The sequence below is a fragment of the Micromonospora sp. NPDC047527 genome, assembly GCF_040643015.1.
Taxonomy (GTDB): Bacteria; Actinomycetota; Actinomycetes; order Mycobacteriales; family Micromonosporaceae; genus Micromonospora.
This window is the reverse complement of sequence record NZ_JBEYTK010000003.1, coordinates 347,926-364,326: the sequence shown is the minus strand read 5'-3', so window position 1 is coordinate 364,326 and position 16,401 is coordinate 347,926. Positions and strand designations below refer to the sequence as shown.

Here is a 16,401-nt window from a genome sequence, read left to right as displayed (position 1 = left end):
CGGCACCGACGGCCTGCGGGCCGCCCGACACCGTTGTCGGGCGGCCCGCTGCCGACAGTCAGTCCAGACCCAGGCCGCGCCGACCGGTGGAGTTCAGGTCGTCGGCCTGGAATCGGTTGGACCAACTGCGCTCGTAGTGCTCGGCCGGGAAGTCGGTCGGGCTGGACCCGGTCCGGAAGGCCTCGCGGACGGCCGCCGAGTACCGCTCGTTGCGCGGGCACCACGGCGCCGCGGGGATGTACATGACGTTGCCCCACCCCTGCTGGTCCCGCACCGGTGCGACGCTGTGGATCATGTCGCAGTGCCACCAGACGGAGTCGCCCGCCCGAACGTCGGGAATGCCGCTGAGGGCCTCCACCAGCAGCGGGTGCCACCGCTCGCTGACCGGGAAGACCTGGTTGACCGTGACGCCGCACATCTCGTCCGCGGGCACGTCGGCCAGCAGCGGCCGGAGCATCAGGTAGGCCATCGCCTCCGGAATCGGGACGGTGTGCAGCACCCCCTGGTCGTGGTCCATGTCGGACAGGGCGGTCCAGCCCTGGAACGTGCGGAAGGCCGAGCACATGGTGCTGCCGGGGTACTGCGGGCCGGCGGTGCGGTGGGCGGCGTCCCAGGGGTCGTACCGCTCGACCGTTCCGTCGAAGAGGTGCCGGAAGGCCCTCTGGTACGCCTCGGTCATCCACAGGTCCAGGGTGCCGGGGTCGAGGTGGGTGCCCAGCCCGTTGGACTCGGCGCCCGGCGGCCGGCGGCGGATCCGGTCCGGGTAGAGCGAGTCACGGTCGGGGTCGAACCAGCGCACACCGTCGGACTCGTGCTTCCACTGACTGTTGAGGAACGCCTGCACCCGGGCCATCCGGTCGCTCTGCCGAGCCTGCATCTGGGCGGCCGACCAGTAGATCGGGTAGATCTCGGGCTTCGACCCCACGCTGCCGAAGAAGTCGTCGCCGGGGCCTCGGTATTCCTCGAAGAACCTGTTCGAGTCCACGTAGTCGACGATGTCGCGGTCCCAGTCCAGGGCCTGCTGGCGGTCGAAGTGTCCGCGTACGACGAGGCAACCTCGCTGACGGAGCTTCGCCACCGCCTCCGCCGGCACGGTGCCGGCGGCGATGTCCGCGTACTCGATGACCGGCCAGATCGTCTCGCCGCGGTCCCGGGCGGCGGCGATCTCCTCGACCCGCGCCCGGACGCGCCGCTCGACGACCGCGAACACCTCCTCGACCGTCCGGCCGGAGGCCTCGATCCGGGCCCGTAGCGCCGCCTTGATCTCGCGGATGGCGGACGGGAGGTCGTCCGGGGTCGACTCCCAGTGCGGCAGGGACGGGAGCGGGGCGACGGCCAGGTCGGGCTGGGCGTTCATGGCGCGACTCCTTCTAGTAAGGGCTCCTTCTTGGAAAAGACACTAGGCGCGCCCACCCCTTCTAGGCAAGACTCCTGCCTAGAATCGTGACGTGACCACCGTCAAGCCCTCACTGGAGTTGCTCCGCTCGCTGACCGACGAGCACGTGCTGCGCGAGCTGATGCGGGAACGGCGGCTGACCCGCGCCGACCTGGCGGCCCGCAGCGGCCTCTCCAAGCCCACGGTCGGTGAGAGCGTGCGCCGGCTGACCGAGGCCGGGCTGGTCGTCGACACCGGGGAACGGACCCCCGGCGGGCGGGGCATGGGCCGCGTCGGCTCGTACTACGCCCTCGCCGACACCGCCGGCACCGCCCTGTCCATCAGCATCGCCCCCGACGGGGTGGTGGTCGAGCGGGTCGACGCCCACGGCGACGTCGTCGGACGGACCCGGCACGACATCAGCCGGCCGGCTCGCGCCGAGCGGGTGGCCGCCGCACTGCGCTCCGCCGCGACACAGGTCCAGGAGGGCGGCGGGGGAACCACCCGGCTGGCGGTCGTCAGCGCCGCCGACCCGGTGCATCGCGGCACCGGCCGGCTGGTCCGGCTACCCGACGCGCCGTTCCTGCTCGGCGACCTCGACCCGGTCGCCGAGCTGACGCCACACGTCGCCGGCCCGGTCATCGTCGACAACGACGTCAACTGGGCGGCGCAGGCCGAACGCGACCTCGACCCGGCCGGCCTGCGCGACTTCGCCTACGTCTTCCTCGGCGAAGGGCTGGGGTGCGCGGTCGTCAGCGACGGCGCGGTCCGCCGGGGCCACACCGGCGTCGCCGGCGAGATCGCGCACCTGCTGACCACCGGCCCCGACGGCCAGGCAACCCGGCTCATCGACGTGTTCGCCGACCTGGACCTCCGCCACGCCGGCACGACGGCCATCGACGTCGAGCGGGTCCACCGCCTCCCGGCGGCCGGCAGCGCCGCGTTGGGGCACGCCGTGAGCGGTGTGCTGGCCGCCATCGTCGCGCTCGCCGATCCCCGACTGGTGCTGATCGGCGGCTCCTGGGGCGCCCATCCGGTGATCCTCGACGCCATCACCACGGCCTTCGACCGGATGCCCCGGCACGTCGAGGTACGCCCGGCGCGGCTCACGGACGAACCGTCGCTGACCGGCGCCCGCGCGGAAGCCCTCGACCGTCTCCGCGCGGCCGTCATCGCCCAGCGGACGACCTGACACCGACGAGGACGGCTTTCCGCCGATGCCGGGAGTAAGCGACGAATCGCGGTTATGTTCGGATTATCCCGATTCGGCGTCGCCAGGAGTGAGTCCATGTCGCACCACCTCGACACCCCCCTCGCCGCCCAGGGCGGCCAGCTCTACATCGACGACCTGTACGTCTTCAACGGCGACCGCGCCACGGTCTTCGTCATGGACGTCAACAGCTCGGTGACGAAGGCCGACATCAAACGCGGCTTCCACGCCGAGGCGCGCTACGAGTTCAAGATTCACTTCAACAGCGCGGAGACCGAGGAGCTGGCCTACCGGTTCGCCTTCGGTGAGCTGGACGGCGACAGCAGGCAGACCCTCCAGGTGTACGAGCTGACCGGGTCCGATGCCCGCGACGACAGCGCGATGGGCACTCCCGTCGCCCAGGGCCGCACCGGCGAGGTGTGCGGCGGAGGCAACGTCCGGGTCTGGGCCGGACGGATCACCGACCCGTTCTACATCGACCTCGGCCAGCTCGCGACCGTCAACGCCGCGTTCAAGAACCGCGCGAAGCTGGACCGTTCGGCGTGGCGGGCCGACAAGGCCACGAACAGCTTCGCCGGCACCACCGTCGAGTCGATCGTTCTTGAGGTGTCCCAGGACGAGCCGCTGCTGCGCGACGGCACCGAGATCGGCGTCTGGTGCCGCACGCTGCTGGCCACCGACGCGGGCGGGTGGCGTCAGATCAACCGCGCCGGCCACCCGATGATGTGGCCGATCTTCTGGCCCACCGACACCGACTTCTCCGACCCGGCCAACGCGCGGCATCCCGGTCAGGATCTCCAGGAGGACGGCGAGGAGATCGCGTCGGCGGTGGCGGGGGTCGTGGCGGCGAACGGCACCGCGCCGGATCCACAGTCGTACGGCTGGAGCGTGGCCCGGCAGCTCTACCCCGACCTGCTGTCGTACAAGGTCGGGACGACGGCCAACTACGGCTTCGCCGCCCGCAACGGCCGCGCCATGGCCGACAACGCGCCCGAGGTGATGTTCTCCCTGGTGCTGAACACCGCCACGACCTCCGGCCTCACCTCGGACGTGACCTTAGGCGCGCGGGCCGACACGTTCCCGTACGTGGTGCCGGCCTGATCGGCCCCGCCGAGGAGGTCTGTCGCGGGAGGCGGGGCCCGGTCAGCCCGGGATCTCCCGCGGGTCGCGGCTGCGCGGGTAGGTGTTCTTCTCCCCGATCGTGCCGTCCTGCTTCTTGATCACGTGCTCGACGCCACTGTCGGCCGCCATCTCGCGACCCTGTGCCTGCGCGTCGGCCTTGTCCTCGTGCGTACTGCTGGCTCGCTCGTTGCCCTCCGGGCGGTTCTTCCACTGCCCGTCCTCGTGGTACGTGTCGACGTCACCCTTGGCCACGATCGGCTCCTCTCCACGTCTGAACTGTCTGCCGGACACAGTGCCCCGAGCCGCGCCGGGCAAACGTGAGGGGTCGTCCTCAGCAGACGGTCGCGTCACGCGGGCGGGCAGTTGTTGCTCGCCCGCTTGAGGATCTGCTCGCGTTCGTCGGTGGTGATGCCCGACGGCTCGCCGTCGAAGTGGGTCTCGACCTTCTCCCAGCCGCGACGCTGCTCGTAGTGCAGGTGCGGGGCACCGGAGTTGCCGGTGCTGCCGAGCCGACCGATCTGCTCGCCCTGGGCGACCCGCTGACCGACCCGGACCGACGGTGGTTCGAGCAGGTGCAGGTACTGCGTCTCCCACTTGCCGCCGTGGTCGATCTTCACCCAGTAACCGCCGCCGCGACCGCGCGGGCCCTCTGGGTTCTCCGGGTTGCGTCCGCCCACCGACCCGTTGACGCCCGCCACGGTGACGGTGCCGGCGTACGACGCGAGCACCGGCCTCCCCCACGTCTCACCCTCGGTCGGGAACAGGTCGACGTCGTAGTCGTCATGGCCGGGATAGGTGCTGAGCTGCCACGTCTCGCCGCAGGCGACAGGCATCTGGAAGAGCGGGCGTGGGCCGGCCGGCCGCAGCAGCGGCACGACGACCAGGGCCACACCGACGACGACCGCCAGAGCGACGAGCGCGACGAGGAGGCCGATGATCCGGCTGCGGGGGCGGCGGTGGGAGCGGGCTCTGCTGGGGCGGCCGGTCGTCACCGGCCCGAGCATTCCAGACGCCGGCAACGCGTGGGATCCGGGCGTCCCGGTTCGCCCGGTTGCCCGACGCCAGCTCACCGCTCCGGAAGGCGGTGAGCTGGCGTCGGGCCGTGCCGTCAGCAGCGCGGCACGTTCGGGATGTATCCGTCGTACCCGGTCAGCACGTACGCGTCGGAGACGTAGCGGTTGGTGCCGATCCGGTTCCAGACGGAGGTCGTGCCGTACGGGCCGGTCACGGTGCTGCCGACGGCCTGGCAGTAGACGGCGACGGTGGTGCCGTCGGCGACCGAGCCGACGACCGGAAAACTGGCGCCGGGGCCGGAGCGCACGTTGAGGGTGCTCGCGCTGGTGCTCACCATGCCGGAGCCGATGCCGGTGATCCCGTTCACCAGTTGCAGGTAGTAGGTCCAGTTCCAGTTCGGGCCCGGGTCGGTGTGGGTGGCACCGGGTACCTCGTTGTGCCCGATGATGTGCGCCCGATTCTTCGGGATGCCGTACCTGGTGGCGAGGCTGCGGGTGAGCGCGGCGGACGCGCGGTACATCGCGTCGGTGAGCCAGGCGGCGTTGTCGACGTACCCCTCGTGCTCGATGCCGATCGACTGGGTGTTGTAGGTCCAGTTGCCGGCGTGCCAGGCGATGTCCTTCTCCCGCACCGACTGGGTGACCGCCCCGTCGGAGGACCGGAAGGTGTAGTGCGCGCTGGCCTGCGCCGCCGGGTTCTGGAACCAGCCGATGGTGCCGGCGTACGAGCCCTGCGCCGTGTGGATGACGACGCGGGTCACCGAGTGGCTGGCCGGTCGGCTGGCCACGGTGTAGTTGCTGGTGCTGGCCGGCGCCCACGCGGCCGGCCCGTAGTCGGTGCTGAGGGTGCCGACCCCCGCGGGGTCGGCGCCGGCCGGTGCCGCGACCGCGACGACTCCGGTCAGGGCGGTGGTCAGGGCGAGCAGGAGGCGACGTCGGTAGGAGGGTCGAACGGGCATGGGCACTCCTCGCGGTGTCTGAGGTTGGCGGCCGGTGGGCCGCCAACCTCGGCGGTCGAACTCGTCAGCACCAGCCGTTGACCGGACCGTTCACACCCGTCGACAGGTAGGCGTCGGACACCCAACTGCCGTCGCTCAACCGGTTCCAGAGCGCCGTGGTGCCGTACCGCCCGGTGTGGGAGGTGCCGTTGGCGGAGCAGGAGATGGTGACCGTGGCGCCGTCGGCCACCGAGCCGAGCGAGCCGTAGCCGGTCCCCGGGCCGGCGCGGCGGGTGAGCACTCCACCGCCGTTCGCGTCGACCACGCCCTGGTTGAAGCCGAGCGCGCCGTAGTTGTAGAGGCCGCCGCCGACACCGGCGAAGGCCGATCCGTGCCGCGCCCCGCCCTGGTAGGCGGCGGAGCCGTTGGCCAGCACCCATTTGCCGATGTCGTGTCCGGCGATCGGCACGTACGCGCTGTTCTGGCGGAGCCCGAAGTGGACGTGCCGGCCGTAGGCGGCCCCACCGCAGGTGACATCGGTGCCGGTGTTGCCCAGGACGGCCCCCTGGCCGACGCTGGCGCCGTTGACCGAGATGCTGTTCCACAGGTGGTAGTAGTCGGTCGAGTAGCCCCGGTCGTGGATGACCCGGATCCATCCCCGACACATCGTGTACGCCGCGCCGGCCCGGGTCGCGCGGACCACCTGGTCGCCGCCGGCCAGGTCGATCGAGCTGTACGGCGACTCGGTGCCGCCCCAGCCGTGCGGGCCGCTGGTGAGCGTCCACGTCTGGCCCACCCCGTACGGCAGGGCCATTCCGGTGCGGTAGTCCCCGCCCGCGTACATCGGGGTCGGTGTGGTGGTGAGTACGCTTCTCTCCGCGCCGCTCACCAGGGGTGACTCGGCGGCCAGTTCGGCGAAGGCAGCTTCGCCGTCAAAGGCGATCCGCCATCCGGCGCGGTCGGCGCGGGCGATGAAGACCGACCCGGTCGGGTGGGCGTCCTCCTGTCGGGGTGCGACGGCGACGGCGGTGCCGAACGCCCACCGGCCGCTGCTGCGGCTGACGGTGATCCGGGTGTCCGGTTGCGCGCCGGCGGCGGCCGTCCTGGCGGTGCCGAGGAGTTTGGCGGTCACCGCGTCGGTGAGCGCGGGGGCGGTGGCGGTCGGCGCGGCGACGCTGGGCGCCGCCCAGAGCAGGCTCGTCACCGTGAGCAGGGCTGCGGCTGCGCCGCCGGCCCACCGTCGATCGACTTTCATCGTGACCTCACTTTCGATGCGGTTGAGGCCGGTGCGATGGGGAGCCTGCGGCCGCTGGCGGGTGGGGGTACCGGCGAGGCTGAGCAGGGCGTTGCCGCACAAAAAAAGAGAGTGGTAAATATTGACGCTGATTGTTGTGTAGCAATCCGTCGAAGTCAACGTACTCATCGAAGGTTTTCTTCGTCCCGGGATTTCGCACATCCGCCGTCAGGTGGCCGTCGTTTCGGCGCCCGTTCAGAGCTGTTGGACCCAGTACGGGGTGACGTCCATCCAGCCGTTGGCGGCCGCGCCGTTGAGTCGGCCCGAACTGCCGGTGCTGAGCGTGTACCACGAGTCGACGTAGTCCGGGTCGTCGGTCCACCAACTGGCCGGCATCGCGTTGATGATCGCGGTGACCAGCGGGGTGTAGGTGCCGTAGTCCACGATCGCCAGCAACGCGGTGATCAGGGCCGTGGCCAGGTCCCGGTAGTTGGTGTCGCCGTCGTCCTCCCACATCACCACGTCGGCCAGGTTGTACTTGTAGGTGTTGAAATGGACCAGCAGCTGGTTGGGGTAGTAGACCGTGCCGTCGTTGTCCAGGTAGGGCATCTCCACCACGTTGACCGTCGGCTGTCCGTCGTGCCCGAACCCCGCCACCACGTTGAAGATCTCCGCGTTGCCCTTGATCCAGGTCTCCTGGTCGTTGCTGAGCCGGATGGCGTTGACCTTGGTGGCCCAGTAGCCGGCCTGCGTCGTCCTGGCGGACCGGACGCCGCTCAGTCCTCGCTCGGTCAACTCCTGCCGCACCTGCGCCAGGCCCTGCTCCATCGCCCTGGTCACATCGACCTCGACCACGAGCACCGGGCGGCTGGGCAGCCGAACCGGATCCAGCAGGACCCGATTACCGGCAGGGTCGTACGCGGTGACGCTGGTCAGCGCGTCATCGGTCGGGGCCGCCGCCACGAGGGGAAGCGCGGTACGCGTCGACCCGACCGCCATGTCCGGGTGCCCGAGTCGGAGATGCAGCACGGAGCCGGTGGAAGCCGACAGTCCCTTCGCCGTCAGCACCGCCTCGTTGGCGGCCCGGGTGGCGCGGTCGACCCGGGAGCCCAGCCGGGCGGCCAGCGGGTCCACCGGTCCGGCGGTCACGGCCGCGAGCGCCCGGGCGCGGGTGGCCGGATCGGCGAGCGCGCCAGCCACCTCGCGGGCGAGCCGGTCGGTGGCCGAGAAGACCGGGCCGCTGCCGGACGAGGCGACCTCGGCCGAGGTCGAGTCGACCGGACGGGCGTGGGCGGGGGTCGAGGCGATCAGGGTGGTTGCCGCCAGCGTGAGCGACAACGCGCTGAGCCGGAACGAACGGGGATGCATGAGGGCTCCTCTCCAGTCGCGACGCCAGCTCGTGACCGGCGACGCGGGCGTGCCCAGATGATCGCACCCATTCATCGGTGTTGGTCAATGACAAGCATTCCGGCCGACACGCGTGTCCCCTGCCACCCGGAGGTGCGCAGGGGACATCCGTACCGTCGTGGCGTCAGCGGGCCGCGCCGGCCCGGCGCTTGTTGTAGACGTCGAAGGCGACCGCCACGAGCAGGACGAGCCCCTTGACCACCGACTGCGTCGACTGGTCGACGCCCATCAGCTGCATGCCGTTGCTCATCACCGCCATGATCAGGCCGCCGACCATCGCGCCCACGACGGTGCCCACCCCGCCGGTGACCGCCGCACCCCCGATGAACGCCGCAGCGATCGCGTCCAGCTCGAACATGTTGCCGGCGGCCGGCTGCGCGCCGTTGGACCGCGACGAGTAGATGACACCGGCCACCGCCGCCAGGAAGCCCATGTTCACGAACATCCAGAAGTTGACCGTACGGACCTTCACCCCGGACAACGCCGCCGCCGACAGGTTGCCGCCGATCGCGTAGACCTGGCGACCGAAGACGGTACGCCGGGTGAGCAGGCCGTAGACCAGCACGAGGACCGCCAGGATGATCAGCACGATCGGCAGGCCGCGGGCGTGCGCCAACTGCCAGGCGAAGTACATGATGACCGCGCCCACGGCGACGACCCGGGCGACGAACAGCGGGAACGACTCGACCGGCTGCTGGTAGCGGATCCGCGCCACACGGGCGCGGAAGCCACTCACCGCGTACCCGGCGACGGCGATGGCGCCGATGAGCAGCGTGAAGGCGTCGAAGCCCTCACCGCCGAGAAGTCCGTTGAGGAAGCCCGCGGCGACGCGCTGGTACTCGGCCGGGAACGGCGACAGCGAGATGTTGTCGAGCACCCGCAGGGTGAGGCCACGGAACAGCAGCATTCCGGCCAGGGTCACGATGAACGCCGGGATGCCGACGTACGCGACCCAGAAGCCGTGCCAGGCACCGACCGCGACGCCGACGGCGAGGGCGGCCAGGATACCGACCCACCACGGGTAGCCCTGCTGGATGACCAGGACGGCGGAGACCGCACCGGTCAGCGCGACCACCGACCCCACCGACAGGTCGATGTGCCCGCCGATGATCAGGATGACCATCCCGATCGCCAGGACCAGGATGTACGAGTACTGAAGGACGATGTTGGTGATGTTCCCGGGGCTGAGCGACACCCCGTCGGTCAGGATCGCGAAGAGCGCGACGATGACGACCAGGGCCACGTAGATCCCGCTCTGCCGCAGGTTGTTCAACAGCAGAGCCCGCAGGTCGCTCGTCCCGGTGTGCAGGGCGGCGGCGGGCGCGGTGTCCGGGGGCGTCGGGCGCTCCGTCGAAGGGGTCTTGATGCTGGTCATCCGACGAGCTCCTTGTCCTTTGTCATCAGCTCCATGAGGCTCTCCTGGGTCGCCTCGCCCACCGGCGTGTCACCGGTTATCCGGCCGGCGGCGAGGGTGTAGATGCGGTCGCACATCCCGAGCAGCTCCGGCAGTTCGGAGGAGATGATGATCACCGCCTTGCCGTCGGCCACCAGCCGGTTGATGATCGTGTAGATCTCGAACTTGGCCCCGACGTCGATCCCGCGCGTCGGCTCGTCGAGGATCAGCACGTCCGGGTCGGTGAAGAGCCACTTCGACAGCACGACCTTCTGCTGGTTGCCGCCGGAGAGCTTGCCGACCACCGCCATGACGCTGGGCGCCTTGATGTTCATGTCCCGCCGGCTCGTCTCGGCGACCTTGATCTCCTCGTTGCCGTTCACCCAGCCCAGTCGGGCCAGGCGAGACAGGGCGGCGGCGGAGACGTTGCGGCGGACGTCGTCGATGAGGTTGAGGCCGTACCGCTTGCGGTCCTCGGTGACGTACGCGATGCCGTTGTCGATGGCCTCGGCGACGGTACGGGCGTTGACCTCCCGCCCGTGCATGAACAGCCGACCGCTGATGTCGCGGCCGTACGACCGGCCGAACACGCTCATCGCCAGCTCGGTCCGGCCGGCGCCCATCAGCCCCGCGATGCCGACGACCTCACCGGCGCGTACGGACAGGCCCACGCCCTCGACGACCATCCGCTCCTGGGTCGGGTGCCGCACGGTCCAGTCCTCGATCCGCAGCACCTCCTCGCCGGGCGACGACTCGCGGTCGGGGTAGAAGCTGTCCAGGTCACGCCCGACCATGCCTCGGATGATGCGTTGCTGGTTCACGTCGTCGGCGCCCATGTCGAGGGTCTCCACGGCGCGCCCGTCACGGATGACGGTGGTCGAGTCGGCGATCGTGGTGATCTCGTTGAGCTTGTGGGAGATCATGATGCAGGTGATCCCCCGCTCCTTGAGCTGCCGGAGCAGCCCGAGCAGGTGTGCCGAGTCGACGTCGTTGAGGGCGGCGGTCGGCTCGTCCAGGATGAGCAGGCGCACCTTCTTGGACAGCGCCTTGGCGATCTCCACCAACTGCTGCTTGCCCACACCGAGCTGGATGACCGGGGTGACGGGGTTCTCGTGCAGCCCGACGGACGCCAGCAACTCCGCGGCCTCGGCGTTGGCCCGGTTCCAGTCGATGAGGCCGCTCCGACCCCGACGCTCGTTGCCGAGGAAGAGGTTCTCGGCGATCGACAGGTGCGGCACCAGGGCGAGTTCCTGGTGGATGATGACGATGCCGTTGGCCTCGCTGTCCCGGATGCCCCGGAAATGCATCGGCTTGCCGTCGAAGAGGATCTCGCCGTCGTACGAGCCGGATGGGTGCACGCCGGACAGCACCTTCATCAGGGTGGATTTGCCGGCGCCGTTCTCGCCACAGATGGCGTGGATCTCCCCCCGGCGCACCGCGAGGGTGACGTCCTCCAGAGCGGTCACGCCGGGGAAGGTCTTCGTGATGCGACGCATCTCGAGGATGGTGTCGTCCATGGTCACTGTCCTCTGTCAGGTCCGGACGTGGTCCGCCACGACGTCGGGCTCGGCGGGGTGACCGCCGAGCCCGACCGACGGCTTACTTCTTGGCCTGACCGGCGGCGACCTCTTCCGCCGTCCAGTACCCGGAGTCGATCAGCGCGGTCTTGATGTTGTCCTTGTAGACCGTCACGAACGGCAGCAGGTACGCCGGGACGACCTTGACACCGTTGTTGTACGTCTGGGTGTCGTTGGCCTGCGGCTGCTTGTCCTGCAGGAAGGCCTCGGCGGCGTTGACGGCCTGGTCGGCCAGCAGACGGGTGTCCTTGAAGACGGTGCAGGTCTGCACGCCGTCGTTGATCAGCTTGATCGAGGCGATCTCCGCGTCCTGGCCGGTCACCGCCGGGAGCTTCTTCGCGCCGGTACCGCTGTAGCCGGCGTTCTGCAGGGCGGTGATGATGCCCCGGGAGATGCCGTCGTACGGCGACAGCACGCCGTCGACCCGCGAGCCGTCGTTGTAGCTGGAGGTGAGCAGGTCCTCCATCCGCTTCTGCGCGGTCTCCTGCTGCCACCGCAGGATCGCCACCTGCTCGATGGTGGTCTGGCGCGACTTCACCTTCAGCGTACCGGCGTCGATGAACGGCTTCAGCGTGTCCATGGCCCCGCCGAAGAAGTACTGGGTGTTGTTGTCGTCGAGCGAACCCGCGAACAGTTCGATGTTGAACGGGCCAGTCGCCGTGCCCTTCGAGCCGTCCTGGTTCTGCAGGCCGAGACCGACGAGCAGCCCGGTGGCCTGGGCGACGCCGACCTTGTAGTTGTCGAAGCTCACGTAGAAGTCGACGTTCTTGCTGCCGCGGATGAGCCGGTCGTACGAGATGACCGGGATCTTCGCGTCGGCGGCGGCCTGTAGCTGGCCGCTGAGCGCTGTTCCGTCGATCGCCGCGATGACCAGGACGTCCGCGCCCTGGGTGATCATCTGGTCGACCTGCTGCGACTGGGTGGGGATGTCGTCGCCCGCGTACTGGAGGTCGACCTTGTAGCCCTTGGCCTCCAGCTTCTGCTTCACGGCATTGCCGTCGGCGATCCACCGCTCGGAGGTCTGGGTCGGCATCGAAACGCCGATGGTCAGGTCACCGGGCTTCTTGTCACTGGTGTCTCCGCCGCTGCCGGCACCCCCACCACTGCATGCCGTCAAACTCAGCGCCAGCATCGCGCTACCCAGAGCAACCAGGAATTTCCTGCTCACGGGCCTCTCCTCTCCGGATTTCCCCGCCGACCGCCGCGGGCGCACGTGTCACTTTGGGGTAGTGTTAGCGCTCACATAAGGCACGTCAACACTTGATCTGAAATACCGGTGTCACGGTCTCGTAACGAGAGGCTGCCCAGCCGCGCGGCCTGGGATATCACCATCCACAGTGGATCGACGGCGTCCACGCGTGCGCTCCATGGCAGGACGGCGGCCACTACCGACAGTGATCGTGGTCGGCTGTCAGCGCGACCCGATCGTCAGCGGGAAGGCGGTGGGGCGACGCTGTCGCGGGCGACCAGGGTCGGGGCGATGGTCTGCCGCAGCGCCCCGCCGCTGCCCGACTCGATCTGGGTCAACAGCATCTGCAGACTCGCCCGCGCCACCGCGTCGAAATCGGGCCGGACGGTGGTCAGCGGCGGAATGAAGTACGCGGCCTCCGGCACGTCGTCGAAGCCCACCACGCTGATCTCGGCCGGCACCCGCCGGCCGAACTCGTGCAACGCCCGCAGCACGCCCAGCGCGAGATGGTCGTTGGCCGTGAAGATGGCGGTGACCTCCGGCATCCGCGCCAGCATCTGCCCGCACCGGTAACCCGATGCCGCCGACCAGTCCCCCGGCATCAGCGGCGGCGGGCTCACCCCGGCGGCCAGCAGAGCCTCCCGCCAGCCCTCGATGCGACCGGCGCCGTCGAACCAGTCGGACGGCCCCGACACGTGCCAGACGGTGCGGTGTCCGGCGTCGAGGAGGTGCTGGGTCGCGGCCCGGGCGCCAGCCACCTGATCGACCGTCACCAGCGGCATCGGCCGATGCGGATCGCCGTCGACGGTGACCAGCGGGACGTCCTTGGGCAGCCGTTCCAACGCCTCGCCGGCCGACTCGACCGGCGCGATGACGACGATGCCGGCGACCCGGTGCGCCAGGTGCCGCTCCACCGCGGCCGAGATCGACCGGTGGTCGAGGTCGCGCACGCTGCCCACGCTGACCGCGAAGCCCTCTTCCGCGGCGGTCTGCTCCAGCGCGGCCAGCAGCGAGGCGGGGCCGTAGAGGGTGGTGTTCTGTGCGACCACGCCGATCACCTGCGATCGGCCGGTCACAAGGGCGCGCGCCGCGCCGTTCGGGCGGTAGCCCAGCTCGGCGATCGCGGCCCGCACCCGCAACCGGGTCTGCTCACGAACGTTGGGGTGCCCGTTGAGCACCCGCGACACCGTCTGGTGGGAGACACCGGCGAGACGAGCGACATCAGTCATCGCGGGACCGTGGACGGCCATTTCACTCCCCCCGCCTCATCCGGCCCGCAGCCCGTCGACGTCGACTGGAGCGGCCCGGCCCGATCCCCCTCGCTCAGTCACCACGCCGGTGCTGAATCCCAGGTGACCAGCGCTGGATCGCCGACAGTCTACGCCAGCCAGCGGCCCGGAAAGGGCACGGCTACGGGGGAACGACACGACGGGTGGCAGGTCGGCGGCCCGGCCCTGCCGCCACCCACACCCACACCGCCGAACGGTCCGGACCGGGACAGCGACGCCGCCCTGCTCCACGCTCCCGGAACGGGCGCGGAGCAGGGCGGCGACGGGCGTGAACAGTGGCGCGGGCTTCCCCATCCGAGATTCGGACCCGTCGTCCGCGCCACCGCTCAAGCCGACAACTCTGTGACAGGTGTCACGGAGTCGTCAGATCGAACCGGCGCACCGTGACCGCACCCCCGAGCGCCTGGGTGGCGTGGTTGAAGATGGCGAACCGGTAGCCCATGAAGAACTGCCAGTTGTTGGCGAGGGTCAGGGCGTTGCCGAACGAGGTGAAGGTGACCCCGTCCGTGCTGTAGGAGAAACGGGCCTGCCGGCCGGACCCCGGTCTGATGTCGGCGTTGGCGCGCAACCAGATCCGGCCACCGGAGACGGCGGTGCTCGCCACCTCGCTGCCGGTGCTGGTGGTGTTCCAGTTGCCGTCCATCGTGAGGCCGTTCTGCATGACCAGACGGGTGGAGCCGTTGTCCCGCCGGACACCGATCCAGGCCGACGAGTTCCGCAGCACCGCCAGGCCCGTGCGATCACCGTCGCGCATCGTGGAGTAGTCCAGCTCGATGGTGGCGGTGGAGGTGGGGCCCTGGATGCGGTGCGTCAGCGTGTTGCGCGCGGCGTACAGGTCTCCGGTCACGGTGGCGGTCTGCAGGCGTAGCCCGTTGTTGACCGAATACCTGCTGGTGTCCGGGTTGTGGTTCCACTCCCACTGCGGGCCGAGGGTGGTGCCGGCGAACGTGTCGGTGCCGGTGAGCGGCTTCACCGCCCGGGGCGCCGCGGGCAGGTTCGGCCTCGGGTACGAACTGCCCCAGGCGCCGTTGACCGTCTGCAGGACGGGCCAACCGTCGCCGGTCCAGGTGATCGGCGCCAGGGCCGGCATCCGACCACCGGGGTACGCGTCGACGAACGACATATAGTACCAGTCGCCGTTCTGGGTCTGCACCAGTCCACCCTGGTGCGGCACGCCGCCGCCGGAGATCGGGCCTGGCAGGTTGAGCAGCACCTGCCGCTGCTCGTACGGGCCGAACGGGCCGTTGGTGGACTTCAGCACGTACTGGCCGTTGGCCGGGCGGGTGAGCCAGATGTAGTAGGCGCCGTTGCGCTTGTAGAAGCGGGCACCCTCGAGCGTGCCGATGCTCGACGGTGTCTGGTACACCTGCTGGGCGCGGACCTGGGATTTCCCGTCAGCGGACAGCTGGGCGACGCTGATGGTGCCGTTGCCGTACGCCACGTACATGGTGTCGTTGTCGTCGACCAGCATGCCGGCGTCGTAGTAGCAGTTGGGGATGGTGGTGTGCTTGCTCCAGGTGCCGTCGACGGCGGACGCGGTGTAGATGTGGGTCTGCGCGAAGTCGATGCACCCGGCCCAGTAGTAGGTGCGGTTGCTCGGCCGGTAGTTCAGCGTCGACGCCCAGATCCCGTCGACGTACGCGTTACCGCCACTCATGTCGTACTTCGACCCGAACTCCAGGCGTGGCACCGAGTGCCCGGCGAACTCCCAGTTGACCAGGTCGTACGAGCGCAGGACGGGAGCGCCCGGCGAGTAGTGCATGGTGGACGCCGACAGGTAGTAGGCGTTGTCCACCCGGATGATGTCGACGTCGGCGAAGTCCTGCCAGATGGCCGGGTTCGTGTACGTGCCGCCCGTCGGCGGCGGAGTCGTCGGCGGCGGCGTGGTGGGGTTGCCTCCGCCCCCGACCTGGACGAGCTGCCACTGCTGGTTGTTGCCGCCCCAGTCGTCGTACTGCACGATGTTGCCGCCATCGGCGGTGGAGGCGTTCTGCACCTCGACCGCCTTGTTGCTGTTGCGGTTGATCAGCCGTACGTAGCCTCCGGCGGAGTCCGCCAGTCGGAACTGCTGGTTCACCCCGTTGCCGTCGGCCCACTGCACCACCGCCGCGCCGTTCGCGGTGGAGAAGTTGTAGACGTCGAGCACCTTGCCCGAGTGCCGCGACTTCAGCCGGTAGTAGCCGCCGCCGGAGTCGACGAACTGCCACTGCTGCCAGGCGCCGTCGTTGCGCGCCCACTGGGTGATCCGCGCGCCGTCGTTCGTCGCCTGGTTGTACACGTCCAGCGCCTTGCCACTGTTGCGGTTCACCAACACGTACCAGGCGTTGGTGTCCACCGTCGCCGCCGACGCGGATGACGCGGCCACCGCCGTCAGCGCGCCGCCCACCAGCACCGCCGCCGCGACGGCGGTGAGCCGCCGCAACCACCCACGCCGCCGCGCTGGTGGCGCAGCCCAGGGAACCCGACCGATGGCAACCATGATCCTCCTTCGATGACGCGAACCGAGCGGCCTGGACCGGCATCCGCGGCACCGGGCGGGGCACCGTACTGGCCACGGCCCGACCAATGTGATCGCTAACATCGCTCCCGCGCCGCCACGACAGCATTTCGTCGAGGCGGGGGTGGACGCGATCGCGGCCGGGCCAGCCGCAGAC

General features: G+C 69.9%; 13 protein-coding genes. 2 read left to right on the top strand and 11 right to left on the bottom strand.

Annotated features, from left to right (window positions below):
* Positions 1-58 precede the first annotated feature (58 nt).
* Positions 59-1,357, bottom strand: coding sequence for a DUF1479 domain-containing protein (locus ABZ808_RS14705; protein ID WP_357005714.1), 1,299 nt, complete (start codon positions 1,355-1,357; stop codon positions 59-61).
* Positions 1,358-1,448: 91 nt separating this feature from the next.
* Between ABZ808_RS14705 and ABZ808_RS14700 the strand changes: the two genes are divergently transcribed.
* The gene (locus ABZ808_RS14700) at positions 1,449-2,567 is read left to right on the top strand and encodes an ROK family transcriptional regulator (protein WP_357005710.1); all 1,119 of its coding nucleotides are present in this window, start codon (positions 1,449-1,451) and stop codon (positions 2,565-2,567) included.
* Between the two features lie 96 nt (positions 2,568-2,663).
* The gene (locus ABZ808_RS14695; protein ID WP_357005706.1) at positions 2,664-3,686 is read left to right on the top strand and encodes a DUF4331 family protein; all 1,023 of its coding nucleotides are present in this window, start codon (positions 2,664-2,666) and stop codon (positions 3,684-3,686) included.
* 42 nt (positions 3,687-3,728) lie between these two features.
* On the opposite strand, the gene ABZ808_RS14690 is transcribed toward ABZ808_RS14695, so the two are convergent.
* From ABZ808_RS14690 to ABZ808_RS14645, 10 genes are all read right to left on the bottom strand, one after another.
* Positions 3,729-3,959, bottom strand: a complete 231-nt coding sequence (locus ABZ808_RS14690; protein ID WP_357005703.1) for a DUF2188 domain-containing protein — start codon at positions 3,957-3,959, stop codon at positions 3,729-3,731.
* Positions 3,960-4,054: 95 nt separating this feature from the next.
* Positions 4,055-4,711: a M23 family metallopeptidase gene (locus ABZ808_RS14685; protein WP_357006777.1), complete on the bottom strand. Its 657-nt coding sequence runs from the start codon at positions 4,709-4,711 to the stop codon at positions 4,055-4,057.
* Positions 4,712-4,815: 104 nt separating this feature from the next.
* Positions 4,816-5,679, bottom strand: coding sequence for an N-acetylmuramoyl-L-alanine amidase (locus tag ABZ808_RS14680; protein ID WP_357005699.1), 864 nt, complete (start codon positions 5,677-5,679; stop codon positions 4,816-4,818).
* 64 nt (positions 5,680-5,743) lie between these two features.
* Positions 5,744-6,913 (bottom strand): peptidoglycan DD-metalloendopeptidase family protein, encoded by a 1,170-nt coding sequence (locus ABZ808_RS14675; protein ID WP_357005696.1) that lies wholly within the window; start codon positions 6,911-6,913, stop codon positions 5,744-5,746.
* A 234-nt stretch (positions 6,914-7,147) separates the two neighbouring features.
* Positions 7,148-8,260 carry a DUF3103 family protein gene (locus tag ABZ808_RS14670; protein ID WP_357005693.1) on the bottom strand — a complete coding sequence of 371 codons (1,113 nt, stop codon included), beginning with the start codon at positions 8,258-8,260 and terminating at the stop codon, positions 7,148-7,150.
* 163 nt (positions 8,261-8,423) lie between these two features.
* A complete protein-coding gene (mmsB, locus tag ABZ808_RS14665; RefSeq protein ID WP_357005690.1) occupies positions 8,424-9,674 on the bottom strand; it encodes a multiple monosaccharide ABC transporter permease in 1,251 nt (416 codons plus the stop codon).
* The gene (mmsA, locus tag ABZ808_RS14660; RefSeq protein ID WP_357005685.1) at positions 9,671-11,209 is read right to left on the bottom strand and encodes a multiple monosaccharide ABC transporter ATP-binding protein; all 1,539 of its coding nucleotides are present in this window, start codon (positions 11,207-11,209) and stop codon (positions 9,671-9,673) included. The genes mmsB and mmsA overlap by 4 nt, the downstream gene beginning before the upstream one ends.
* 82 nt (positions 11,210-11,291) lie before the next feature.
* Positions 11,292-12,437 carry a multiple monosaccharide ABC transporter substrate-binding protein gene (chvE, locus tag ABZ808_RS14655; protein ID WP_357005682.1) on the bottom strand — a complete coding sequence of 382 codons (1,146 nt, stop codon included), beginning with the start codon at positions 12,435-12,437 and terminating at the stop codon, positions 11,292-11,294.
* Positions 12,438-12,697: 260 nt separating this feature from the next.
* Entirely contained in the window at positions 12,698-13,687 is a 990-nt protein-coding gene (locus tag ABZ808_RS14650; protein ID WP_357005679.1) for a LacI family DNA-binding transcriptional regulator, read from the bottom strand.
* A 412-nt stretch (positions 13,688-14,099) separates the two neighbouring features.
* Positions 14,100-16,226, bottom strand: coding sequence for an RICIN domain-containing protein (locus tag ABZ808_RS14645; RefSeq protein ID WP_357005676.1), 2,127 nt, complete (start codon positions 16,224-16,226; stop codon positions 14,100-14,102).
* Between the last annotated feature and the right edge of the window lie 175 nt (positions 16,227-16,401).